This is a genomic window from Prosthecobacter sp. Pr1, assembly GCF_057652315.1.
In genome coordinates, this window is record NZ_JBYFBS010000029.1 from 33,708 (window position 1) to 56,417 (window position 22,710).

The 22,710-nt window shown below is 58.9% G+C and carries 18 protein-coding genes; 8 read left to right on the forward strand and 10 right to left on the reverse strand.

The window, feature by feature from the left end:
• Positions 1-61: 61 nt before the first annotated feature.
• Positions 62-1,306 carry a right-handed parallel beta-helix repeat-containing protein gene (locus AC24GY_RS27705; protein ID WP_487689696.1) on the reverse strand — a complete coding sequence of 415 codons (1,245 nt, stop codon included), beginning with the start codon at positions 1,304-1,306 and terminating at the stop codon, positions 62-64.
• A 69-nt stretch (positions 1,307-1,375) separates the two neighbouring features.
• Between AC24GY_RS27705 and AC24GY_RS27710 the strand changes: the two genes are divergently transcribed.
• Both AC24GY_RS27710 and AC24GY_RS27715 read left to right on the forward strand, forming a co-directional pair.
• Positions 1,376-2,044, forward strand: a complete 669-nt coding sequence (locus AC24GY_RS27710; protein ID WP_487689697.1) for a hypothetical protein — start codon at positions 1,376-1,378, stop codon at positions 2,042-2,044.
• A gap of 129 nt (positions 2,045-2,173) precedes the next feature.
• Positions 2,174-2,611 carry a hypothetical protein gene (locus AC24GY_RS27715; protein WP_487689699.1) on the forward strand — a complete coding sequence of 146 codons (438 nt, stop codon included), beginning with the start codon at positions 2,174-2,176 and terminating at the stop codon, positions 2,609-2,611.
• A gap of 64 nt (positions 2,612-2,675) precedes the next feature.
• Here the strand turns inward: AC24GY_RS27715 and AC24GY_RS27720 are convergent, their stop codons facing one another.
• On the reverse strand, positions 2,676-3,578 hold the full coding sequence (locus AC24GY_RS27720) for a hypothetical protein (RefSeq protein WP_487689702.1): 903 nt from the start codon (positions 3,576-3,578) through the stop codon (positions 2,676-2,678).
• 339 nt (positions 3,579-3,917) lie between these two features.
• Complete coding sequence (locus AC24GY_RS27725; protein ID WP_422321858.1) at positions 3,918-4,697, reverse strand: ABC transporter ATP-binding protein; 780 nt, start codon at positions 4,695-4,697, stop codon at positions 3,918-3,920.
• 334 nt (positions 4,698-5,031) lie between these two features.
• Between AC24GY_RS27725 and AC24GY_RS27730 the strand changes: the two genes are divergently transcribed.
• From AC24GY_RS27730 to AC24GY_RS27755, 6 genes are all read left to right on the forward strand, one after another.
• Positions 5,032-7,929, forward strand: a complete 2,898-nt coding sequence (locus AC24GY_RS27730) for a tetratricopeptide repeat protein (protein ID WP_487689704.1) — start codon at positions 5,032-5,034, stop codon at positions 7,927-7,929.
• 28 nt (positions 7,930-7,957) lie between these two features.
• A complete protein-coding gene (locus AC24GY_RS27735) occupies positions 7,958-8,896 on the forward strand; it encodes a tetratricopeptide repeat protein (protein WP_422321860.1) in 939 nt (312 codons plus the stop codon).
• 11 nt (positions 8,897-8,907) lie between these two features.
• Positions 8,908-9,765 (forward strand): MotA/TolQ/ExbB proton channel family protein, encoded by an 858-nt coding sequence (locus tag AC24GY_RS27740; RefSeq protein WP_487689706.1) that lies wholly within the window; start codon positions 8,908-8,910, stop codon positions 9,763-9,765.
• 48 nt (positions 9,766-9,813) lie between these two features.
• Positions 9,814-10,239 (forward strand): ExbD/TolR family protein, encoded by a 426-nt coding sequence (locus tag AC24GY_RS27745; RefSeq protein WP_487689709.1) that lies wholly within the window; start codon positions 9,814-9,816, stop codon positions 10,237-10,239.
• 11 nt (positions 10,240-10,250) lie between these two features.
• On the forward strand, positions 10,251-10,730 hold the full coding sequence (locus AC24GY_RS27750) for an ExbD/TolR family protein (protein WP_422321863.1): 480 nt from the start codon (positions 10,251-10,253) through the stop codon (positions 10,728-10,730).
• Between the two features lie 81 nt (positions 10,731-10,811).
• Positions 10,812-12,947, forward strand: a complete 2,136-nt coding sequence (locus tag AC24GY_RS27755) for a prenyltransferase/squalene oxidase repeat-containing protein (RefSeq protein WP_487689711.1) — start codon at positions 10,812-10,814, stop codon at positions 12,945-12,947.
• 1,069 nt (positions 12,948-14,016) lie between these two features.
• On the opposite strand, the gene AC24GY_RS27760 is transcribed toward AC24GY_RS27755, so the two are convergent.
• The 7 genes from AC24GY_RS27760 to AC24GY_RS27790 all read right to left on the reverse strand — a co-directional run bounded on the left by AC24GY_RS27760 (position 14,017) and on the right by AC24GY_RS27790 (position 22,417).
• Positions 14,017-14,844, reverse strand: coding sequence for an alpha/beta hydrolase (locus AC24GY_RS27760; protein WP_487689713.1), 828 nt, complete (start codon positions 14,842-14,844; stop codon positions 14,017-14,019).
• Between the two features lie 66 nt (positions 14,845-14,910).
• Entirely contained in the window at positions 14,911-15,804 is an 894-nt protein-coding gene (locus AC24GY_RS27765; protein ID WP_487689715.1) for a nuclease-related domain-containing protein, read from the reverse strand.
• 109 nt (positions 15,805-15,913) lie between these two features.
• Positions 15,914-18,898, reverse strand: a complete 2,985-nt coding sequence (locus tag AC24GY_RS27770) for a DUF4365 domain-containing protein (RefSeq protein ID WP_487689718.1) — start codon at positions 18,896-18,898, stop codon at positions 15,914-15,916.
• A 467-nt stretch (positions 18,899-19,365) separates the two neighbouring features.
• Positions 19,366-19,584, reverse strand: coding sequence for a hypothetical protein (locus tag AC24GY_RS27775; protein ID WP_487689721.1), 219 nt, complete (start codon positions 19,582-19,584; stop codon positions 19,366-19,368).
• A 203-nt stretch (positions 19,585-19,787) separates the two neighbouring features.
• Entirely contained in the window at positions 19,788-20,675 is an 888-nt protein-coding gene (locus AC24GY_RS27780; RefSeq protein ID WP_487689723.1) for an N-acetylmuramoyl-L-alanine amidase-like domain-containing protein, read from the reverse strand.
• A gap of 114 nt (positions 20,676-20,789) precedes the next feature.
• Positions 20,790-21,413 (reverse strand): TPM domain-containing protein, encoded by a 624-nt coding sequence (locus AC24GY_RS27785; RefSeq protein ID WP_487689725.1) that lies wholly within the window; start codon positions 21,411-21,413, stop codon positions 20,790-20,792.
• Positions 21,414-21,649: 236 nt separating this feature from the next.
• The gene (locus AC24GY_RS27790) at positions 21,650-22,417 is read right to left on the reverse strand and encodes an SDR family NAD(P)-dependent oxidoreductase (RefSeq protein WP_487689728.1); all 768 of its coding nucleotides are present in this window, start codon (positions 22,415-22,417) and stop codon (positions 21,650-21,652) included.
• Between the last annotated feature and the right edge of the window lie 293 nt (positions 22,418-22,710).

Genomic DNA, 22,710 nt, shown 5'->3' on the forward strand with positions numbered 1-22,710 from the left:
AGTGAAGCGCATTCTAACGCTGCGAGCAGGCAAAGTTCATCATCCGGGCGAAACGAATGGTCTAAAACCCCTGGCTCTGGCTGCCTTCGATCACAATGCGCTTCGTCTCCGGCCCCTGCTTCACCGCCGCACGCGCCTTCCCGCCCCGCGTTTCCGTGAACTGATTGTCGCTGATCGTGATCGCTTCCGTCCCGCCCTGGATGTCGATCACCACCCCGCCTTCCGGCGCATTGTCGATGAATCGGTTCTTCTCTATCCGGTTGCGATGCCCCGCAAAGTCCGGGCCGCGTTCCGGGCGGAAGAGCAGACCATTCACCTTGCTGCCCCGGATCGTGTTCCCCGTCACCAGGTTGTCCGTGTCACGATGGCCAATCGAAATCCCAATGCGATTCCCCTCGATCTGATTGCCCTCCGCCAGCCCATGCTTGACGCCCCAGCAGAAGAAAATCCCGATGTCATTCCCACGCAGCGTGCTGTTGCGGATGATCGGCCGCTGCGATCCGCTGCCCGGGTGCAAACCCAGCCCGCTGTTGTTTTCGCTCACGCAATTTTCCACCACCACATCGTGGCAGATCTGCCAGCTGATCCCATCCCCGTGGTTGTTGCGCGCCGTCACACCGCTGATGTGGAATCGATTGCAGTCCTGCAGAAAAATGCAGCCCGCATAGTTGCCATCCAGTTCCGCATTGTGCTCACGGTTGCCGTCCAGCACCAGATTCTCGATCCTCACATCGTTCACCCATTCACCGCTCAGCAGCGGAAACAGCGTCGCGCAAGTCGCCTCGTTCATCTGCCACAGGTTCTCACGCAGCGCCTTGTCCAGCTTGAAGCGGTTCCCGCTCCGCGCCACCAACGTCCGCTTGATCACCGTCTGCCGCCCCGTCTTCGCATCCTTCGCCCGCAGGCACACCCCGTCCCCCACGCGAAATCCGCTCGCATCATGCAGCGTGATCTCCTGATCATACCAGTCGCTGTCCAGCTTCAGCGGCGTCATCACAGACGGCTCTTTAATGAGCACCGTCTTCTCACCTTCGCCGCTCAGATTCACCCCCGACTGCAAAAACACCGCATTCCGCAGCCGATAAGTCCCCGCCTTCAGGTGCACCGTCCCGCCGCCCATCCGCGCCAAATAATCCACCGCAGCCTGAATCGCCCGCTGGTCACTCCCAACGATGTCCGCATCCTTCAGCCCCACCGTGATCCTCAGCCCCTCATCCCACTTCGGCTGCACCGCCACGTCACCGCTCGTCTGGCGCGGCATCGTCACCGCAGGGCGCTCCGCCGCAAGGAGTGGAGCAGCAATCATGAGACAGAGCAAAAATCGTTTCATCCTCGAACCAACGTCCATCATCCACCCCAGCTTTCCCCTCCCCACATGGGATTCATCGACAAAATGCCTGACATCTTTTTCAAGCTTGGTCCAAAAATCGAGTTTATAAGTGATTCCTGCATTATGTCTGCCTTTGTCGCAATTGCCGGAGAACCCCGGGCCAATAACTGTGTTTTCTGGACGAATTCCGTCATATTGATTGAGATCTGTCGATTTCTGAAGGCGGCACTTCACGACTCCCACGTCTTAAGCAATGATCTCGTCTTCCGCCAGAAACTAGAATCTAGCTGCGGAGATGTCCTTTACCTGAAGATGTGTCCGGAAGCGGTGCTTGCTGAAGTTGCGCGCCTGCTATTTTCTGGGACTGATCCTGAACATGAATATTGGAGGACATGGAAGTCTTATTTTCCTCACGCTGTAATCCGGACTTCTTTAAATAAAATCGCTGAACAAATTGTGCAGTCTCTTGAAAATTCAAAGCAACGGCGTGATGCTTTGAGTCCAGTTCAACGTCTATGTGCTGCTCTCAGGTATAGAGTAGAAAGTGGAATGGTTGACTTTCTAAAAGATAATGGATTAAAATTAAAGGAGTGGTCTAAAATGAGAGGGTATATAGATAGAGGAGAGTGGCCTCCTTATATAACAGAATTTCTTCCGTTGCCTTCATGGCAAAAGCAAATCGCGCAGCGAACGATGCAGAGGAGGGATAAATGAGAAGAGATGCTGGGCATTTTATCCACGCGGTCCAAATCATCCGCAGCAAGGCTTGGTTAGGAAAGCGGCTAAAGACTCGCACAAAGCAATATCCATTGAAGGAGTTCTTTATTATTCGAGATTAAATGTATGGGCGGAACCGTTTCATTCTCCAATGGCGACGAAAGTGATCTTAGCGTTGACATGTTCACCTCGGCATTGCTATTTTTCTGTGAATATCTTAAGGAATGCATGGCTTCGAATTCAGTGCTCAAAAACGACGCCAAATTTATCTATGCATTAGGATGGCCTCTGCGCAGTAAAGACGGCTATTTGGGTCTTAGACACATCGAATCCAACACCTTAAAAGAGTTGGCGCGCTTATTCCAGGAATTGGCGACAGATGAGCATCCTTATTGGCAAAATTTGCGTAAAAGCTATTCAGAATTTGAGATCAAGTCTATGCAAAACAAAGGCATCGACCTCGAACAATGGTTTGCACAGCTGAAAAGAGATGACCAAATCATAGCAGCAAAGTTGGCTGCTGCCACGGAGCAGCGGCTGTCTTTCCTGCAATCGAAATCATAATAGAAAACAATAGCGCTCTGAGGTGAAAGATGCCTCCGTCACCTTGGCGCAGGCCTAAATCCCCTCAAGCCGCCACCACCTCCACCACCTTCGTCTTGTCAATCTTCGCCACGTTCGAGTTCGCCACCTTCTTATCCTCAGTGTAATTGAACAGGTTCAAGTCCAGATGGTGAGCATCACACCTCGGACACTTCTTCAAAGTGTAAGTAATTCGCGCCGCAGCATCCTTGTGAATCGTCTGATCCAGCGTCGCGAGGGCCGCCTCCGTTTCCGCCAGCGGCGCAGCAGCAATCGGCATGGTGAACTCATTCGCGCGTGCAATGAGCTCTTTGATCGACGCCTGCAGCGCCGCGAGCCGTTCCTTCTTTTTCAGCTTCTTCACCACCGACCACTGCTCCGGCGCATGCATGTGCCCCGTGCGGTGCTTCTTCAGGTACTGCTGACAGCCCTTGCAATACGGCATGCCAAAGACCATCATCGACGGCACCATCGCACCGCCCGCGTAGCCGCAGATCTCCAGCAGCTTGTAAAAATAGCCCCACATGCCCAGCGGACTGCCTGCCTCACCCGAGTTGCGGCTCTTGAAGGACATCCCTTCGCTGATCTCACGGAAGTAGTCGATGAACCCATAGCGCTCCGCCGGAATGTGATGCAGCTCAATGATGCTCAGGTAGGTGAGGTAGTGCGCCGCAAAGTAGTCCACCACCGCCGTGGTCAGCATCCCAAGCACGAACGCCTTGCTCAGCTTCACCTGCAGCAGTCGCGACCCCACGGCATAGCCCACACCGCTCGCGATCCCCACCAGAAACGCCCCCGCTGGGATGATCCCATTCGCATACCAGCCCATGATATTTTCACCATGGTCATTGGCGATCTGCACCAGCCACAGCGCCAGCGCCGAGGTGGCCAGACCACAGAGATAAACGATGAGACCGGGCTGACGAAGAGGCTGGCTGGGTGTGCTCATGGAATCTGCCCGAAATATCAGGTGGCGAAAAAATGACAAGCCTTTTGACGCCACACCTCATCTTGCCAGTGAAAAAAGTACAATGGGCACTCCTGCCCTTCGAACAGCGCTCCGCCACACCCCAAAATCAAAAGCGTCCCCGCACGCCTGCGTCCTCGCATCCCCGCCCCCCACCTCCTCACCCCCGCCGCCGCTTTCATGAAATCCCTCTTTCCTTAAGCGCCCGTCTGGCAGCGCTCGCGCAAACGGGCACGCTCGGACTCAGTCTGAAATGCCGGGCACCCCACACTTCATTTAAGAAGGCTCACTTTTGAAGATTGGCGGTGCGCGGCAGCAGGCTCAGGCAAGCCGCAGCGAATAACGCTCCCCACGCCGGCCCAGCTTCACGCCCGCACCATAAATCTCGCTCAAGTTCCGGCTGTTCAGCACCTCCGCCTTCGGCCCGGAGGCATGCACCTGGCCGTCCCTCAGCAGCAGGCAGTGGGTGATGCTCGGCAGGATTTCCTCCACATGGTGCGTCACCAGCACCAGGGAAGGGGAGTGCGGCTGCACCGCCAGCGACTGCATCCACTGCAGGTACTTCTCCCGCGCCACCGGGTCCAGCCCCGCGCACGGCTCATCGAGAATCAGCACCTCAAATTTCGCCATCAGCGCCCGGCAGATCAGCACCTTCTGCTTCTCCCCCTGGGACAGCGGCCCCCACAGCGCCTCGTTCAGGTAAGCGCAGCCCACCTGCGCCAGCAGCGCCGCCGCCTCACGCAGCACCGCCGCCGGCGGCTCGTCGATCAGGTTCAGCTTCGCCTCCCGTCCGCTCGCGATCACGTCGATCACCGGCTCTCCGCTCTCTAAGTACGTCACCAGCGTGTTCGTCACCAGTCCCACCCGCCGCCGCACCTCGCGCCAGTCATCCTCGCCAAACACACTCTCGCCGATCCGCAGGCTCCCGCCCGTCGCACTGTCATACCCCGTGATCAGGTTGATGAGAGAGGTCTTGCCGCAGCCGTTCGGACCCAGAATGCACCAGTGCTGGCCGGGATCCACCCGCCAGGAGATGCCTTTGAGGATGGGGCGGCCGCGGCGGAAAGTGAGATCAGAAACTTCGAGTACAGGATTGGACATGTGGCTGGATAATTGAATGACGAACGAGGAATGTCGAGTCGTCTTGAACGACTCCCTTGAAATGCTAATGGCGGTGCCTCCGGGCCACGAGATCTTTGAAAGGACTTTCATCGCAAACACTTCTTTGTGTGGATAGAATTTGTCCTTTTGATTTTTCTCCCGTGACAAAAATGACCATCCTGCTAATCTCAAATCCCTTTCTCAAAAAATGTCAGTTTCCCCAGATGCCCAACCACATTGCGCCATCACATCCAATGAAGTGCGTAAATTCCAGCTTGTGCATCACCGTAGTTTTTTAGTACCTTGTGCTGATGTGCAACGCACCCTGCAACTCATGAGACCCATTTTCTGTGCCGCTCTGGCCCTGGCCGCTGTCACACCTGTGTTTTCACAGGCTCCTCCGCCTGCAGCCCCTGCCGCTCCCGCCGCGCCTGCAGCCCCCGCTGCTTTGAACATCCAGCAGGAAACTGAGGCCCTCATCAATGCCGCCAGCGCGCTCTTTGCCGAGGCCAAATACCAGGAGGCCCTTTCCAAGCTCGCCATCGCCAAGAAAAACCTCAACAACAAGCCCTTCGAGAGCATCCTCTTCACCGAAGGCGCCTGCTACTACAATCTCAACGACTACCCGAAGGCCATCGAATCTCTCGAAGCCTACGTGAAGGAGTTCCCGCAGGGCTCCGCCATTGTCGATGTCCGCATGGCTCTGGGCCGCTCCTACATCGCCAGCAAGAAGGAAGAGCAGGGGATCAAAGAGCTGACCGATGTGGTGCGCAGTTCGCCGGAGAAAAAAGCCGAGGCTGGGCTCATCATTGCCGACACCCTCAACAAACAGAACAAGAAGGACGAGGCGCTCGATATCCTCACCAAGGTTCTGGCAGACGGCATCCGCAGCGCGGAATCCATCCAGGCCGCCATGCTCGCGGCCAACATTTACGTCAGCAGCGGCAAGCTCGATGAAGCCACCGCCCTCATGGACAAGGTGCGCAACTTCGCCTCCGGTGGTGACAGCATTGCTCAGATGAACAACATCTATCTCAAGCTCGGCGATGAGATGATGGAAAAGAAGTCCTACAAGGAGGCTCTCGGCGCCTACCAGCTCGTCCGCAAAAAGAACGAAATCTCCCGCATCCAGACCGAGCAGGTGGCCAAGCTGGAGGCCCAGCTCAAGACCGCCAAGGGCGTCCGCAAGGACGAGATCGAAACCAAGCTCAAGGCCAACAAGGAAATCATGGCTGAAATCGAGAAGCGCACCGATTACGATGCCTCTCTCTACTACCGCCTCGGTCGCTGCTACTATGAAATGGGTTCCCCCACAGACGCAGGCGCTGGTGATCCCTCCCGCCTCTGGCAGGCCATTCTCGCTTTCGAAGTCGTCGTCAAAGACTTCAAGCAGTTCGCCCAGCGCGACAAGTGCATGTACGGCCTCATCATGGTCAATGCTTCCTTGAAACGCATCAAGGAGGCCCGCGAAGGCTGCGAATCCTTCATCGAGAACTTCCCGGACAGCGACATGGTCGGCGAGGTCTCCATGATGTTCGGCATGCTGGCCTACCAGAACAAGCAGCTCAAAGAAGCCATCGCCGCCTGGAAAAAAGCCCTCAGCTTCCCCAAGGCCGACAAAGAGCGCCTCTACTTCCTCATCGGCAGCGTCCAGTTCGAACTCCAGAGCTTCGACGAGTGCCGCACCACCTATGAAAAGGTGCTCCAGGACTTCCCGCAGACCACCTACAAGGACGACCTCCAGTACCGCATCGCTCTGACTTACTTTTATCAGAACGACTCCAAGAGCGTCACCAAGGCCCTCAAGACCTACATCAAGGACAACCCCAAGGGGCAGTATGTCGTCGATGCACGCTACCGCCTCGCCTTCATTGATTTCCAAGGCGGCGACAAAAAGACCGCGGAATCTGAACTCCTCAGCATCGTCAAAGACGCTCCGAACGATCAGAACATCGGTCAGGTGCACGCCCTCCTCGGAGACATCTACAATCAGCGCGCCGACTATGAGAACGCGATGATTCAGTTCGCCGCCGCCGTGGACAAGGCCAAGACCGACGACGTCCTCACCTACGCCATGGATCAGGTGACGGATCTCTACGTCGGCTCCAACAAGTGGAAGGAACTGGCGGAAATGTGGCAGCGTTATTACAACACCCACAAGGACAACGACGACCTCGCCCTCAAGGCCATCCTCTGGATCAGCCGCGCTCTCATCAAGGAAACCAAGGTGGAGGAGGCCAAAAAGCTGCTCGCTGAACACATCAAAACCCGCATCCCCATCGTCGCCAATCAGCAGGTGGAAGGCTTGATCCAGCAGCTCGTTTCCATCAGCGCTCCGAAACGCCGCCGCGTCGCTGCAGCTTCTGCTCCCAGCACACCGCCTGCGGATGGTGCCAAGGCCGCCGAAAAAGCCCCTGTGGTCGCTGCCGCTCCCGCGCCAGAGGTCACTTTTGAAGACGTCGAAAAACAGCTCGAAACGCTGCTCAGCCCGCCGCAGGCCGCCATGAACGGCACCGCTCAGATGCGCATCCTCTTTGCCAAGGCATGGCTCGCCAAGACCATGAAGCTGCCTGAAAAGGCCGAGAAGTTCCTCACCATCATCGTCGAAGTCGCCAAGCCGGATGACCTCAGCCCCATGCTCCTCAGCATCGTGGGTGATGCTGCCCGCAAGAAAGGCGATCTCGAGAAAGCCAATGGCTGCTACGTCCGCCTCAGAGACTTCTTCAAGACCAGCGAATTCTCAGACGGCGCTCCCGTCGGTCTGGCTGAAATCGCCTTCGAAAAGGGCGAGAATGACAAGGCTCTGGAACTCTTCCGCGATGCCCTCAACAACTATCCCGGCAGCTCCCACGTGCTCGATGCCACTCAGGGTGAGGCCAAGACCCTCGTCAAACTCAAGAAGTATGACGAAGCCAAGAAGATCTTTGAGACCATCTCCAACACCAAGGAATGGCGCGGCCACGCCACCGCCAATGCCCTCCGCATGCTTGGCGAGATCGAGGCTCTCCAAGGCAAGCACGAGGCTGCCATCGCCTACTTCCAGCGCGTCTTCATCGCCCACCAGAAATGGAAGGATGAAATGGCCAAGGCCTACCTCCTCTGCGGCAAGTCCTTCAAGGCTCTCGGCAAGAGCGAGGAGGCCAGAAAAACGATTCAGGAGATGATCGAACGCAAGGATCTTGAGGGTCAGCCGGAAAAGAAAGAGGCTGAGAAACTCCTCCCCACCCTGTAATTTCACGCGAACCCACCCCACGATTTTCATGCACTCGTTCGCCCGCTTTTTGCTCGCTTTCGCCGTCCTCGCCGCTGGTTCCGCCTTCGGCCAGGCCATCGTCCTCAAGGACGGCAACCGCGTCTTCTCTTCCGAGTTCTCCATTCAGGACGGCAAGATTGTCCGCACCGTTCAGATCGGTGAAAACAAAGCCACCACCATTCTGGAAAAGAAAAACATCGATTCCCTCGAGTGGCCCTATCCGGCTGAACTCACCGAATCCGCCGACCTCCTCGCCAAAGGCAAGACCGATGAAGCCATCGCTGTCCTCAAGAAGGGCCGTGACTTCTTCGAGCATTTCGAAGGCATCGAGGGCAACTGGTACATCGACATCTACTTCGCCTACATCGAAGCTCTCAATCAGGGCGGCAAGTTCGACGAAGTCGTCAAAGCCCTCCCGTCTCTCCGCGCCCTCAAGCTCACCGACGCTCAGAAGATGCGCCTTCGCATCATTCAGCTCGACATCGAGCGCCAGACCTCCTCGGACTACGCCGGCATCCTCGTGGAAGCCCAGAGCATCCTCAAGGAAACCGACGACTCCGCCATTGGCGCCTCCCTCTGGGCTCTGATCGCAGACGTTCACACCCGCAAGAAGGAGTGGGAAAAAGCCCTGCTCGCCTACCTCCGCATCCCCGTCTTCTACGGCACCCAGATGCAGCGCGTCCCTGAGGCCGAGCTCAATGCCGCCAAGATCCTCATCAAAATGAAGCGCTATGAGGACGCCAACGCCTTCCTCGCCCGCATCAGTGAATCCTATCCCGGTTCCCCGGTCGCCGAAACCGCCACCAAGGAGAAAGCCGCGATTGCCGGAATGAAGAATGTCCCCGAGGAAGAGGCTGACGCCGCCGCTGCCGATGGCAAGTCGGACGCAGCCAAACCCAAGGAAGGCGAGCCCGCCAAACCCACCGACTCCAAACCCAAAGCTTGAATCATTTCCCCATGCAAACCAACACTGCCACCATCATGACCCGCCACATCCCCCACGGCCCTGCCCGCGCGTTCCTTTGCGTCCTGCTGGCTCTGGGTGTCCTTACCTCCTTCAACCTGTATGCTGAAGATGCTGCTCCCCCGGAAGGTGCTGCCGCTGAAGTTCACACGGAATCGATGATCGATCGTTTCATCGAAGGTGGCTGGGTCATGTATCCCATCACCGCCTGCTCCATCGCTCTCGTCTGGCTCACCGTCGATCTCTGGATGCGCACCGGCATCAAAAAGGCCGCCCCTCCTGCCCAGGTCGCCCAGGTTCAGGATCTCTTCCGCGCAGGTGACTACGTCGGCGCCTACCAGTTCTGCAAAGGCAATCCTTCCCCCTTCACCAACACCACCCGCGTCGGACTCAGCTTCCTCGGAGACGGGCATGACGCCACCGAAGCCGCCCTCTTCAGCGAGCTCAACAAGGTCAACGCCGCCGTTCAGACCCGCATCAACTACCTCTCCGTTATCGGTGTTTGCACCCCCATGATCGGTCTCACCGGCACCGTGACCGGGATGATGCGCGCCTTCTCCACCCTGAAGACCAGCGGTGCAGGGGACCCCGCCAAGCTCTCCGGCGCTATCGGTGAGGTGCTCATCGCTACCGCCTCCGGCCTCTTCATCGCCGTTCCTGCCTTCATGTTCTTCTACTTCCTCCGCAATCGCCTCCAGGTCAGCATGAGCGATCTCCAGGAAATCGTCATGGCCCTCTTCCGCAAGATGCCCTACGCTCATCTCAAGGACGCCCACGTCGGCGAAGAAGAATTCTACGCCGCCATCCCAAATTGGGTCGCTGGCGACGTTCAGCCTGCCACTGCAGCCTGATTCATCCTCCTCTTATCTCTTATACTCAACCCTTGACCTTCTAACACTATGGGCGGCGGCGGCGGTGGTGATGGCGAACCGGAGTTTCAGATTGCTCCGATGATTGACGTGCTCTTGGTGTTGCTCATTTTCTTTATGAGCATCACCTCGGCGCAGGTGTTGAGTATCGACAAGGAGATTCAGCTCCCTGTCGCCAAAGATGCCAAGAAAAAGGAAAAAGACGTGCAGAACGAGGCCAACCTCAATGTGCGCTGGACCAATGGCAAGGCCATCATCCTCTTTGAAAACAGCTCGTATGAGGATGTCAGCCCCCTTGTGGACAAGCTCCGCGCCCGCCACGAGGCCAACGCCAGGTACCGTGCGGTGATTCGTGGCGACAAACGCCTCCCTGCCATCGAAATCCAGCGCGTCATGAGTGTCATCGCCCAGGCGGGCATTGATGACATCTCCTTCTCTGCCTTGAACAAAGAGTAATTCTTCCCCTCATGTCTGAACTCGGCAAAAAAAAGCATCGCGAAATCGAAACTGAACAGCTCGCTGTCGGCTTCCAGATCGCACCCATGATCGACGTCGTGTTCGTCATCATGCTCTTCTTCATGGTCATGGTTGGTTCCGTGAAGGTCGAGCGCGAGCTCAAGAGCCAGCTCCCCGGACTGGCTCCCCCCAGCGCCGATGCTCCCCAGGAAATGCCGGATGAAATCATCGTCGGCGTTGAAGAATCCGGTGCCGTCACCCTCAATGAAGAGGAATTCGACAGCAACCGTCCCGACAAGGCTCTCCCTGACTTCATCAGCACGCTCAAGCGTCTCAAGCAGGAGGCTGACAACCGCAACGCCAAGGTCATCGTGACCATTCAGGCGGAGGAACAGGCCACCTATGAGCGTGTCATCGACGTGCTCAACGCCCTCGCAGTCGCGAAGGTCGCCAACGTGACCTTCACGGTCGGCGGCGACGAAGGATTCTGATTTTTTTGTCAGTGTTTGAATATCTGCACCCCAAGAAAGGGGTCCGCAGTTCCGTCCTCGTACTCTGAAAAGGTCATCTTCATGAATCCGCAGCAGCCTGGAACCCCGGAAAATCCGCAGCAGCCCCCGCCCCCACCGGGTGTCACTCAGCCGCTGCCGCAGGGGTATCCCCAAGGCTATCCGCCCCCGCACGGCTACCCGCCGCAGATGCCCGGCTATCCACCCGGCTACCCCATGCCGCAGGGCTACCCGCCCCAGATGCCCGGCTATCCCCAGGGCTATCCGCCGCCGCAGGGGTACCCACCGCAGATGCCCGGTTATCCCCCTGGCTACCCCATGCCGCAGGGCTACCCGCCGCAAATGCCCGGCTATCCGCCCGGCTACATGCCGCAGATGCCCATGCCGGCCATGATGCCGCCGCCCGCACCTTCCACCGGCACCGTCCCCACCGCCGCCCCGGCTCCCAAGCCCGCCAGCGCCGCCGTCCCCGTGGCCATGCCCGTGCCTGCCGCCGTGGCTCCTTCCATGCCTTCCCCCTCCGGTGCTCCCGTGATGCCCGCACCGAGCGTGGACGTGCCCGTGGCAGCCGCTGCTCCGACCGACGCCGCCGGTGAAGTTGCCGCCGTCATTCCCGAGCACATCGAAGGCCAGGTTTATCACCCACCCGCGCTCACCCACATCGAAGTGGGCAAGCCGCCAAACAAGTTCGTGCAGCTCTGGCTCAAAGCAGGCGCCAGTTCCCTCCTCCTCAGCATCCTGATCCACGCCGGTCTCGGCGTCCTCGCCCTCTTCATCGTCTTCCAGAGCGGCGTCATGGACAAGCAGGTGGACTTCCTCCCCGGCGGCGGCACCGCGCAGGGTGCCAAGGCCAGCGCCGATCTCCAGCACAAGGTTCAGCAGAAGAAGCGCAGCTCCATCAACAAGACCATGCCCATGAAAAAGCTGGTCAGCGCCAGCACCAATTCCGCCATCAGCCTCCCCGAAGCCCCGCCCGACGCGCTCGACATGCCCGACGTCAGCGCCATGATGGGCGGCGGCGCCCTCGGCGGCGCAGGCGGTTTCGGCATGGGCGGCGCCGGAGGCGGCTTCGGCAAAGGCCAGGGACTCGGAGCCGCAGGCGGCTTCGTCACCCTCCCACCCTCCATGCGCAGCCGCTGCTCCACGCAGGAACGTCTTGAGAAGCTCCGTCAAAACGGCGGCTCCCCCGAGTGCGAGGCCGCCGTCAGCGCCTCCCTCGAATGGCTCAAGACCAAGCAAAACCCCGACGGCTCCTGGGGCCGCACCACCAAGTGCGCCTTCACCGGCCTCGCACTCCTGTGCTACCTCGGCCGCTGCGAGACGCCCGAGTCCCCCTTCTACGGCGACAACGTCACCAAAGGCATCATGTTCCTCATCGAGGCCCAGAAGAAGAACAAAAACAAACTCTTCAGCCAGGCGGAAAAAGGCAACGCCCCCGTCTACGAGCACGGCATCGCCACCTACGCCCTCGGCGAAATGTACACCCTCGCCCGCCTCGGCAGCAAGAGCCTCCCCGGCATGCGCGAAGCCTTCGAGGCAGGCGTCAAGATCATCATCGACAATCAGCAGGACAGCGGCAGCTGGGTCTACGACACCGAAACCGGTTTCTACGCCGGCAAAAAAAGCCGCGAAGACCTCTCCGTCGCCGGCTGGCAGTTCCAGGCCCTCAAGGCCGCCAAGAACTCCGGCCTCAAGATTGATGGCCTCCACAGTGCCATCACCAAGATGACCAAATACCTCGAAGACAAGCAGACCAAGGACGGCGGCTTCGGCACCGCCAATCGTGACGCCCATTACAATCAGTGGAGCCTCTCCGGCGTGGGCATCCTCGGCCTCCAGACCATGGCCAAAGGCAAGACCACCCCCATCAAAAAAGGCATCAAATTCCTCACCGACTTCCTCACCGCAGAGCCCCTCGACTGGAACAAAAACTGCAATCTCTACTGCTGGTACTACTACACCCAGGCCTTCTTCCAGCAGGGCGGCGAAGACTGGAAATTCTACAATCAGCAGTTCCTCCCCCAGATCCTCGGCGCCCAGCAGGCCGACGGCTCCTTCAAGCGCGGCCGCCCCAACTGGCCCGCCGGAGACGCCGCCGACGAAATCTACCGCCAGTGCCTCTGCACCCTCCAGCTCGAAGTCTACTACCGCTACCTCAAAGTCGGCGACCGCGAAGAAGCCAGCTTCTTCGAAAAGTAACCACGCGCCCCCCCAAGAGTACGATGGGCATTGCCTCACGGCGTTCGCCCTCCGGGCAGCCTGCGGCTGGCCATCTCCGCTGCGCTACGGTTCCTGCCCGTCGACCAGCGCCACCAGGGAGACAAGTTCCCAAGCCTTCCCATTCAGACTGCAGTCACGCAGCGAGGCACAGCCTGTCCTCCGTAGCTCGTAGAGCGAAGGAAGAAGCGCAGCCTGCCCTTCGTAGCTTCAGCGAAGAATGGGCCACCGCCTTCATCGGATGCACGCGCCCACGCATACCAGAAAATACCCGAATGCGGCAGCACCCCAGTCTCCGCTAGGCCCCCAGCACCGCATTCCCCAGCGCCCCAGGAGCGCGGACTTCCAGTCCGCAGCACTCCGCAAACACACCCACCTCCGCACGTCTCGTCAGCTTCTCAGCCCCCAGCGAGCCCTCCCCATTTGGACTGCGGTCGCGAAGTGAGGAACGAACGCAGCTACCGCTTTCGACGGACACACACGCGCCCACGCATACCAGAAAATACCCGAATGCGGCAGCCTCCCTCAGTCTCCGCTAGCCCCCAAGCATCCGCCCACCTCAAATCCCCCCCGCAAGCAGCAGCCTCGCTCGCGCCCTCCAGCGTCGCAGGCCAAAGCGGCCCGGAGCGCGGACTTCAGTCCGCAGCCCTCCGCAATCACCCCCACCTCCGCACGTCTCGTCAGCTTCTCAGCCTCCAGCGCGCCCTCCCCATTTGGACTGCGGTCGCGAAGTGAGGAACGAACGCAGCTACCGCTTTCGACGGACACACACGCCCATGCATACCAGAAAATACCCGAATGCGGCAGCCCCCCAGTCTCCGCTAGCCCCCAAACATCCGCCCACCCCAGACCCGGTAGGGCGGCTTGTCCCCAAGCCGCCGCCACACCCAAATCTACCACCCCACCAGCACCGCCGCATTCCTCCCACCACACCCGCGCACCACACCCCTAATCCTGAAATTCTGACATCCTGTTAATCCTGTCCATCTACCCCTCCCACCCTCTACCAAATCAAAAATCAAAAATCAAAAATCATAAATCGCCCGCGCCTCTACTTCCCACCCGCCTTCTCTTCAGCCGCCGCCGCCAAAAACCCATTGTCCCCCAGCCAGTCCGCCAGCCGCTGCGTCCACGTCCGGATCGAAGCCAGCTTCGATCGTCCCCCCATCCCAAAACCATGCGCCCCACGCGCATACAGGTGCACCTCCACCGGCCGCTTCGCCTCCTCATACTTCGCCAGCTGATCCAGCACCGGCTTCACGTGGCTCGTATCATCATTCGCCACCAGGAAAAACGCCGGCGGCGCATCCGCCGGTACCGGCCCCGCCGGCACCCCCAGCGGCCCCGGATAAATCGACACCTGAAAATCCGCCCGGCAGCTCGCCCGGTCCACCACCTCACCGCCCGCCGAGAATCCCAGAATCCCGATCCGCTTCTCATCCAGGTTCCACTCGGCCGCCCGACTGCGGATCACCCGCATCGCCCGCTGCCCGTCCTGGCGCGGATGAATGTCGATGTTGTAGGGCGATCCCTCCTCACGCGGCAGCCGGTGCTTCAGCACAAAGCACGTCACACCCAGATTGTTCAGCAGCTTCGCAGGCTCCACGCCCTCGCCCCCGAAGCCCAGCTGCCGGTGCCCGCCGCCGGGCACGATGAGGATCGCTGCACCATTCGCCTTGTCCTTCGGCGCAGGAAACACCGTGATCGATGGATTGTTCACATGCGTCACGGAGTTCCCCTTCATCACCTCCGGCTCATCCTTCAGCTTCTCAAACCCCGGCGCCCCCTTCTCCCACAAATGAATCACCACCGGCGGCACCTCCTCAGCAAAGAGCGAGCACGGCAGCACAAAAGACAGAAGAAGAGCAAGGCGTTTCATAAGATTAAGAGACAATAGAAGGATGGGAAAGCGGCAAGATCATGCCGAGCCTGAGCCTGGCGCAATTCAAAGTTCCACCGTACGGCATTTTGCTTCAAGTTGGTGGCAGATGCGCTGGATCATTTCCGGGTTCAACTTGGCGGCGCGCGAATCCACGGCGATGCGTCGGATCTGCTTGGGATTGAGCACACATACCTTGCCGGGTGGGACGCTACTCTTGAGGTACCAACCAGGCAGTGTGAGCACGGCCTGCGCCGCCACTGGTGCGCCCACCGCACTCGTCAGAAAGGTGCTTAGCCGCTCCGCCTGCATCCTCGCCTGATCCACCATCTTAGTGTCCTTCCAGTTGGGAAAGTGGACGGCCACACCGTCAAAGTCGGCATCGCAGTCGCGTTTCCCCTTGGGGGCGGGGCTTTTGCGGCACGTTTTGGTTTCCACCGCAAAGACACCCACAGGAGATACAATCACGTGGTCAATATTGCCGTAGGGCTCCATCGGCAGATCGTGAAACACGCGGCACCCCTCAGCCATCAGCTGGCTCAGTTCCTCCCCCACCGCGCGCTCACCATGAAAGCCGAGCCTGTAATCGGAGAGTTCCTCATGCGTCTGGAATGCACGCCGTAGCAGGATGAGCAACAGAAGCGTGCAGATGACGAATGCGACGACCGCACGACTCCGGGAGATGCTGCCATCTGCAGAGGTTAGCAGCACCGCAGCCAGCATGGCCCCCGGGAAGATCATCGCAAAGGAGAGGCGGTCTCCGAACTGCTCTCCGAGATCATCGATCCTCAGCCGCAGAGATTCGCCGGCAGGCCTCAGCAGCTTTTCAGAAATGGGAGAGCGCACCTGCCTTTGGCGTTTCTCCCTGCGCCAGCGCAGCACAAGGGCCATGCCCACCGTTGCGCACGTTGGCACCAGGAGGGAGCCTACGAGGATATAATAGCTTGTTTGGGAAGTCATGTGAGTCTTGTCTCCTAGGTGCTTCCTAGGCGATGGTCCACGGTCAATGTGCAATGATTGTTTTCATCCCGCTCAGCACCACCTTCGCATCCGAACGTCCTGACACCAACTATACCAACCGTTCCTCGCGCAGCTTCAATACAGCTTCCGGAGTGAAGTCTTCCCCGATGAACACGAGTTGCTTCACCTGCCCGCCGGGCGCTTTCCTCTGCGCGGCGCGGATGGCCTTCGTGGCGTTCATGTAGCGAATACGGCCATCGCTGCTGCGGATGATGAGCAGCACGGGCACCTTCTTCGCTCCGGCCCAGTAGTCGGCATAGTGCTTTTTCATCGCGAAGACCTCGATTCCGTCCGTGCGTTTTCTCAAATGAGAATCGCCTGACTTGAGTTGCACCCGGAAGGTGATGCCTGTCGCCTTCTTCTTTGCATCGCGGAATTCGATCTCGCCGTCAACGCCTTCGTCCGGTTCGGCTTGGATGCGGTAGATTTGGTCTGCTGCTCCAACGAGCGTCATCACTTCTCCGACCATCACCTGCTCCATGGAGGCGGTGTTCTGTTGCTCGCCAGCCTTCCGTCCGGCTTCATCCGCCTTCGCACCACCTTCCTTGCTGATGAATTGCTGCTCCAGCACGTCATCCACGGCAATGCCAGCACCGCAGTGGGCGCAGAAAATTTTCGCGCCTTTTTTCTTCGTGGCACGTGCCGCGTCGATGGCGATTCGGTCTAGCGCTTCCTTTCCGCACTTCGATTTTGGACAGAAAAAATTCCGCAGTCGCTCCACGTCCTTCGCCTTGGAGATGAGATGCTCATGGACGAACTGCTGAAAGGCCGCCTGCACATCAGCGTCGAGCTTGTCGCCGAAGTACACGTCCAGTTCCCCGCGCTCGCCGCTTTCGCGAAGGGTCAGCGCGGCGAGTTTTTCTGTGATCGTGTCAAAGTCCACGGCCTGCCGATAGAGCTTGGTCCTGGAAAAAAGGCCGCTGTAGTGCAGCCGCACCACCAGCGTGCAGTAGATTTCCTCCAGCGGGCCGGTGAAGCGATACACTACCGTCTTGCCGGGCCGCGGCGGCGGCGTGGGGCGCGGCAGGCGCACGTAGTTCGGGAAGACAAGCATCGGCCCCTTGTCCGTTTCTTGCTTCCAGGCGAGCGCCCGTTCCAAAAAGAGCGCCACCAGCGCAGGCAGGAGCTGCGCTTCGTCTTCTGGGGAAAGACGCGGCGTGCCGTCGGCTGGCAGTTTGCCGGCTTGGATATTCGCCAGCGGTACATGGCCGAGCTGGTTGTCGGATTCACCAGCTAGCTTCACCAGAGTGGAGGCATAGCTGTTCACCCAGCAGGGATTGAGCACCACAAGGCCACCATAGGGCAGTTGATGGAGCACACCTTCACCGGCCAGCAGACCCGTCACAGCACGGAGGTCTTCCGGGGTAAAGACTAGATGAGGCGCAGCCTTGTGAACACAGGCTTCCAGCTCTTCAGGTTTCACCACCACGCCGCCGAGGCCTTGGGAATCTCGCATGGCCAGGATGGCATCCTTCAGCGCTGGGAAGTTCTCCTGCGTGCTGCGAAACTCCAGCTTGTCCCATGGCAGCAGTTTCTCGATGAGCGCGCGTAGTTCCGCCACACCGGGGTGCTTGGCATCCTTCGCGGCAGTGAGGATGGGGCCGTGCAGACTGCGGGAGTCTGCCCACTCGCGCACTTCGTCGGGGGTGATGAGCAGCGCACCTCGGTCGCAGCGGGCGGCGGTGAGGATGCCAGGAACAGCGTGCTTTGCCGCCACCTTGCCCAGCGCTTGCTGCCAGTAGCCCACGGTCTCAAACACGTCCGGCTTCTGCGGGTCAAAGACCAGCACTGCCAGCGCTGTTTGCTCCATGAAGAGCTGATGCGTGAGCCGGTAGTCGGGCTGGCCCGCGAGGTCCCACAGCCACACCTCGCGCATTACCTCCTCGTCGTCGCCCGCGTCCGGCAGCACCAGCCGCTGAATTTCCATGCCGTGGCTAGATTCAGTCTTCTCCCAGCGGTCATGCCAGAGCCGCAGCGCCAGTCCGCTCTTTCCCACACCGGAATCCCCCAGCAACACCACCTTGGCATTCACATACCCACGCTTCCGGGAGGTTGCCACGCGGGCCAAGATGGAGTCGGGGATGTCCCACACTCGGAGAGTCTTATCGTTACCGACAGAGGCGATGCGGCGGGCATCGGGGGTGATTGCGATGCCAATTACCCAGTCTGAATGTCCGCGCAAAACCGCGAGGCACTCGCCGGTTTCTGCCGCCCAGAGGCGGACAGTATGGTCGAAACCACCCGAGACGCAAAAGCGCCCATCGGGCGTCACCGCCATGGCAGTTGGAGAGTCGCTATGGCCCTCGAAAGCTACGACGCGGCGGCCTTCAGTGAGGTCCCATTTCGCTACTTTGCCATCGCTGGTGCCAGTGAAGGCGAAGCGGCCATCGGCAGTAACGCTGATTGGAGAATAACTTGCTACATCTTCTTTGAAAACGACAGGCTTCGAACCTACGTGCCCCGACCAGAGGGCAAGTCCCTCGTCCACAGCCGCACCAACGATCCTGTGGCCATTCTCCGAGGCCGCGACGCCAAAGAGATACTGGAATGGCAATTTGGATTCAGCGACGAGGGCACCGGTGTCAACTTTCCATCGGCGGAGATGGTTGTCATCCGCCGCGCTTAGCAGATCGCGCCCACCCGCATGAAAGGCTACATTGCCGACTCCGATCTCGTGCCCTTTCCACTTGCGCAACATGCGGGCGGTAGAGATCTCAATGATGCGGATGCTTCCAGCGTCATCCCCCGCCGCTGCGCGGCTGCCATCCGCTGTTACTGCGAGACCCCAGAACGTCTGCCCTTGGCACAGGATATCCCCGTCTGCCTCGTTCTCTTCCAGTTGCCATAGGCGCATTGTCCCGTCCTCGCTGCTCGTGAGCGCGAAGCGCCCGTCCTCAGGCATCGCCACACGAAAAATAGCTTTCGTGTGCCCTTGGAACACTCGCATGCATACGTCTTTTTCCGTGGCGGGTGGCTGGCCTGAGACTAGTTGGTTCGGCTTGGTGGAGATGGATGGTTTTACAGCAGATGCCATGCATAAGTTTTATAGAACATCGTTTATTTCGGCAAGTTTGAATAAATAATAATTCTGAATGTGAAATTATTATTCCTACGATAATAAAGGCTTCAGGGGGCGATCTGGTGCTGATTGTGGTTGATTCCATCTGCGTGGCAGCCTCACAAAAATCCAAGATCTCCCACCTTAACTGAGTGCCATTCATGCCAGGCCTTATGCATTAACTCATGACTTCATGCAGTTTTGTCTCACGACCCAAATGCGGGCGTAGTCGCCCCGAATGTCGTAGAAGAAGTGATAGGGAAAACGGCCGAAGTTGCAGTGCCGCAGTCCACAGGCGCCGAAATGGAAAAGAGTGGATTCTCCGCCACCTTTTGAAGCCCGTTTGGAATTCCGCAAAAAAAGTCCTCCGCCAGTGGCTCTGCGATCTCCCCGTGTTTTTTCCAAAATTTCGTCAAGGTCGGCTTGAACCCGTTGGTGAAAACCTAACGCGCACGGAAGCGAAGCCCAGAAACAAGCTCGTCAAAAGTGATCATCACATCAGGGTTGGCCTCAGCCTCACGCACCCGGCTCAGCACCTCCTCATCGGAAACACTGTAATGGGGCTTTTCCAGGCCATGAATCAGGCGGGCCGCCAAAGAAGCGCGTTCATCCTCCGACAGCTTGTCCGCCTCTGCGCTGAACTCTTCCAGTTTAACGAACAAAGAACTCCCCCCCACCGCTCTTTTGCCAGTTAGTTTGTGAGTTGGCTTTTGAACATCAAAGATCTGTCAGGCAGCCTATCTCCCCAACGGCTTCCCAACCACTGCCTTAATATTAGTGTCTGATTAGTGGCCATGAGTGGTTCAAACTCCGACTCCGTATTTTTGGATCGGTTTTATATTTTTTGCGGCCAATCTCCTCCCTCTCACCTCGGCCGTCCCACCACGATCCCCGCATGGCTCTTCACCGAGTTCAGGTATTCATGAACCGTCTTGTCCACGACGACCTTCTTGTACGTCGCGGAGGCATGCATGAAATGGCAGGCGCCGTCAGCGGTCCGTAGGGCGAGGCCCACGTGCGAGCAGTACACATGGGGGCGGTTCGTGACGATGCCGATGATGTCGCCGCTTTGAATGCGCGACTCACATGCGGCCACCTGGTCCTTGGGAATGAAATCAAAGGGAACCTTCTCCAGTCTGGCCTCCAACTGCCTCAGCTGCGGCACCAGCGCGGGATTCGCGCGCAGGTAGCGGTAGAGCTTCGGATTCAGCGACATCTCATCATTGCCCCGTCCCATCAGCCTCACCACCGGTCCCACCTCACGCGTCACATTGCGAATGTTTCCCCGCGCCGCGTTGTCCGTGTACCACTCATCCAGATAATGAATCCGGTCCAGATAGTTCCCACGGCACACACCCCCGCGATACCGCGTCCACTCGATCTCCCTGAGCAGATCGCTCGGCGCATAAGCACTCTGCCTCTTCCCAATCATCCGCGCCAGCCCCAGAGAAATCTCAAAAAACGTCCAGCAGTCCAGCCCCGTAAAATTCGCCGAAGGCGACTCAATCCGATCATCAATCTCCAGCGTCCAGCCCACATACTTGATGCCCCGCAGCGCCTGCCCGAACTGCGCCACCCGCGCCCCCATCGGCAGCGCCGCCCAGTTTCCCGCCACCGCCTGCGCCACCACCTGCTGAAATTTATCCACCCCTTTGAAAGTCACCGACTGCGGCAGAAACTCCGCAGCGCGGAGCAGGGGAGAAGCCCCTCCACTCAGAAGGCTCAAAGACAAAAAGTGGCGGCGTGTCAGCATGGTCTGGAGAATATGAAATGACTATAGAGCCGAGTAGAGAACAACGCCAAAGAGGGGAGCGCGGACACTCTTGTCCGCCTCATTGAAGTCCCGTTGTGTCAGCATCATGCCACATCAATACAGATTTTCCGCCATCCCCAAAGCATCTTCTCCCGCAGCACAGGCATTCAGCCACTGCGCTTCCGGCACCAGACCAAACTGCTTCGGCACCAGACGGCACAGCTCCACCAGCTGCCGGTCTAGCTCCCGCGCAAAAGACTCGATCGCCTGAGCAAACCGCCTCCGCCGCAGCGGCTGCTCCGCCGCCTGCAGGCACGATTGCAGATGCGTCTCCTGCATGAACGGCTCCAGACCATAGCCCACCATCGTGATCGCACGGTCCGTGCTCGTATCAATGAGCAGCATCACCAGATGATTCGCCCCCCCCTTGTCCACCGCACTCGACAGACTGCCACGGTTGAACAACCAAAACGCATACGGCAGCAGCGGCGCCTGCGCCGGCACATCCATCAGCACCACCGCGATGCTCAACTGCGGAAACCGCCGCTCCACCTCCCCGATCACATGCGCCGCACGCCTCAGCGAAAACGCCCCCAGCACCCCCGTCACGTCCGCAATCGGACGCTGCAACGCCGGAGCAATCCCAAACGCCCGATCCGCCGCCTCCAGCGAAAACCCGCACTGCCCGCAGGCAGCATCAGTTTCAATCGCAGGAGCTCGGCAGGCAGGACAACGCACGCCTCAAATGTACATCACCCCACCACCCCCGCGCAACGACCATTAAAAAGCTTCTCACCTCACGATCCATAGAAACAAACCCGCTCTCTCCAAAAGGATGTCTCCCGAAGCCATCAATCCAAATCATTTGACCCTCCATCATTCTACCAATCCGTCACTCCTCCCATCCGGACCAAACTCTCGCATAACAATCTCATTCCACACACACGGCATAAACCCCGAATCCCATCACCAGCTCATTCTTTCGCACTCCGTCTCCGCAGCACCCATCGCATGATCCCCCGCGGCATCAGCCGAAACACCCGCCCCGCAATCGCAACACCCACCCCCGGAAACACACAGGGCCGCCCCGCCTGCAGCGCCCCAAGCGCCTCACGCACCACCTGCTCAGGCGGAATGCGCAGCAAAGCCTGCCCATCCCGGTTCGTGTCACTCCCGTCATTCCGCTTCGCCGTCTGACTGAAGTTCGTCGGCGTCGGACCCGGACACACACAGCTCACCGTGATCCCCTTCGGAGCCAGCTCAATCGCCAGCGCCTCCGAAAAACTCGTCACATACGCCTTGCTCGCCGCATACACCGCCAGGTCCGGCATCGGCAGGGTGCTTGCCAGCGAGCTCACATTCAAAACCCCCCCCGGCGTCTGCATCAGCGGCAGCAGCGCATGCGTCAGCATCGTCAGCGCCGTAATATTGAGCTCGATCTGCGTCCGCGTCTTCTCCGCCGAAGAACTCGCAAAGCTCCCATAATCACCCATCCCGGCATTATTGATAAGCAGGTTCGGTTTCACCCCATTCGCGGCGAGAAACGCACACACATCACTCCGACCCGCATCCGTTGCCAAATCCGACACACAGCACAGCACTTTTGTCCGCGACCCCGCCAGCTCCATTTTCACCTTTTCCAGCGCCTCCGCCCGCCGCGCCACCAGCACCAGCACCTCCGCCCTCGGAGCCAGCTGCCGCGCAAATTCCGCCCCCAGGCCGGAAGACGCTCCAGTAATCACGGCACGGCACTGTTCGAGGGGAAATCCATGGGGCATGGATCAAGGAGTAGCCAGCAGAGGTGCTCCCATCAACTCGCATTCCTTTGAAAGGGAGAACGCGGCCGCTCTTTGCCAAGCGCCCCGGTTGCGATGGAAAGGGCTTAAGACAGAAGCAACCCAACTGCTAAATCCAGATTTAGCATCTGAATCGCGGTTAAAAATTGGGCAAAGCAATGCTTATATTAATTTACAGTAATTATAAGTAATGCTAAATTTACACAAACAAAATGACAAAAGTCACCGTCCATCGCGCT

Coding starts and splice junctions, on each gene's coding strand:
- AC24GY_RS27725 (WP_422321858.1), bottom strand. CDS start 4,697: ATGTCCAATCCTGTACTCGAAGTTTCTGATCTCACTTTCCGCCGCGGC.
- AC24GY_RS27755 (WP_487689711.1), top strand. CDS start 10,812: ATGAATCCGCAGCAGCCTGGAACCCCGGAAAATCCGCAGCAGCCCCCG.
- AC24GY_RS27710 (WP_487689697.1), top strand. CDS start 1,376: ATGGGATTCATCGACAAAATGCCTGACATCTTTTTCAAGCTTGGTCCA.
- AC24GY_RS27705 (WP_487689696.1), bottom strand. CDS start 1,306: ATGATTGCTGCTCCACTCCTTGCGGCGGAGCGCCCTGCGGTGACGATG.
- AC24GY_RS27720 (WP_487689702.1), bottom strand. CDS start 3,578: ATGAGCACACCCAGCCAGCCTCTTCGTCAGCCCGGTCTCATCGTTTAT.
- AC24GY_RS27745 (WP_487689709.1), top strand. CDS start 9,814: ATGGGCGGCGGCGGCGGTGGTGATGGCGAACCGGAGTTTCAGATTGCT.
- AC24GY_RS27730 (WP_487689704.1), top strand. CDS start 5,032: ATGAGACCCATTTTCTGTGCCGCTCTGGCCCTGGCCGCTGTCACACCT.
- AC24GY_RS27735 (WP_422321860.1), top strand. CDS start 7,958: ATGCACTCGTTCGCCCGCTTTTTGCTCGCTTTCGCCGTCCTCGCCGCT.
- AC24GY_RS27780 (WP_487689723.1), bottom strand. CDS start 20,675: ATGCTGACACGCCGCCACTTTTTGTCTTTGAGCCTTCTGAGTGGAGGG.
- AC24GY_RS27740 (WP_487689706.1), top strand. CDS start 8,908: ATGCAAACCAACACTGCCACCATCATGACCCGCCACATCCCCCACGGC.
- AC24GY_RS27765 (WP_487689715.1), bottom strand. CDS start 15,804: ATGACTTCCCAAACAAGCTATTATATCCTCGTAGGCTCCCTCCTGGTG.
- AC24GY_RS27770 (WP_487689718.1), bottom strand. CDS start 18,898: ATGGCATCTGCTGTAAAACCATCCATCTCCACCAAGCCGAACCAACTA.
- AC24GY_RS27760 (WP_487689713.1), bottom strand. CDS start 14,844: ATGAAACGCCTTGCTCTTCTTCTGTCTTTTGTGCTGCCGTGCTCGCTC.
- AC24GY_RS27715 (WP_487689699.1), top strand. CDS start 2,174: ATGGGCGGAACCGTTTCATTCTCCAATGGCGACGAAAGTGATCTTAGC.
- AC24GY_RS27750 (WP_422321863.1), top strand. CDS start 10,251: ATGTCTGAACTCGGCAAAAAAAAGCATCGCGAAATCGAAACTGAACAG.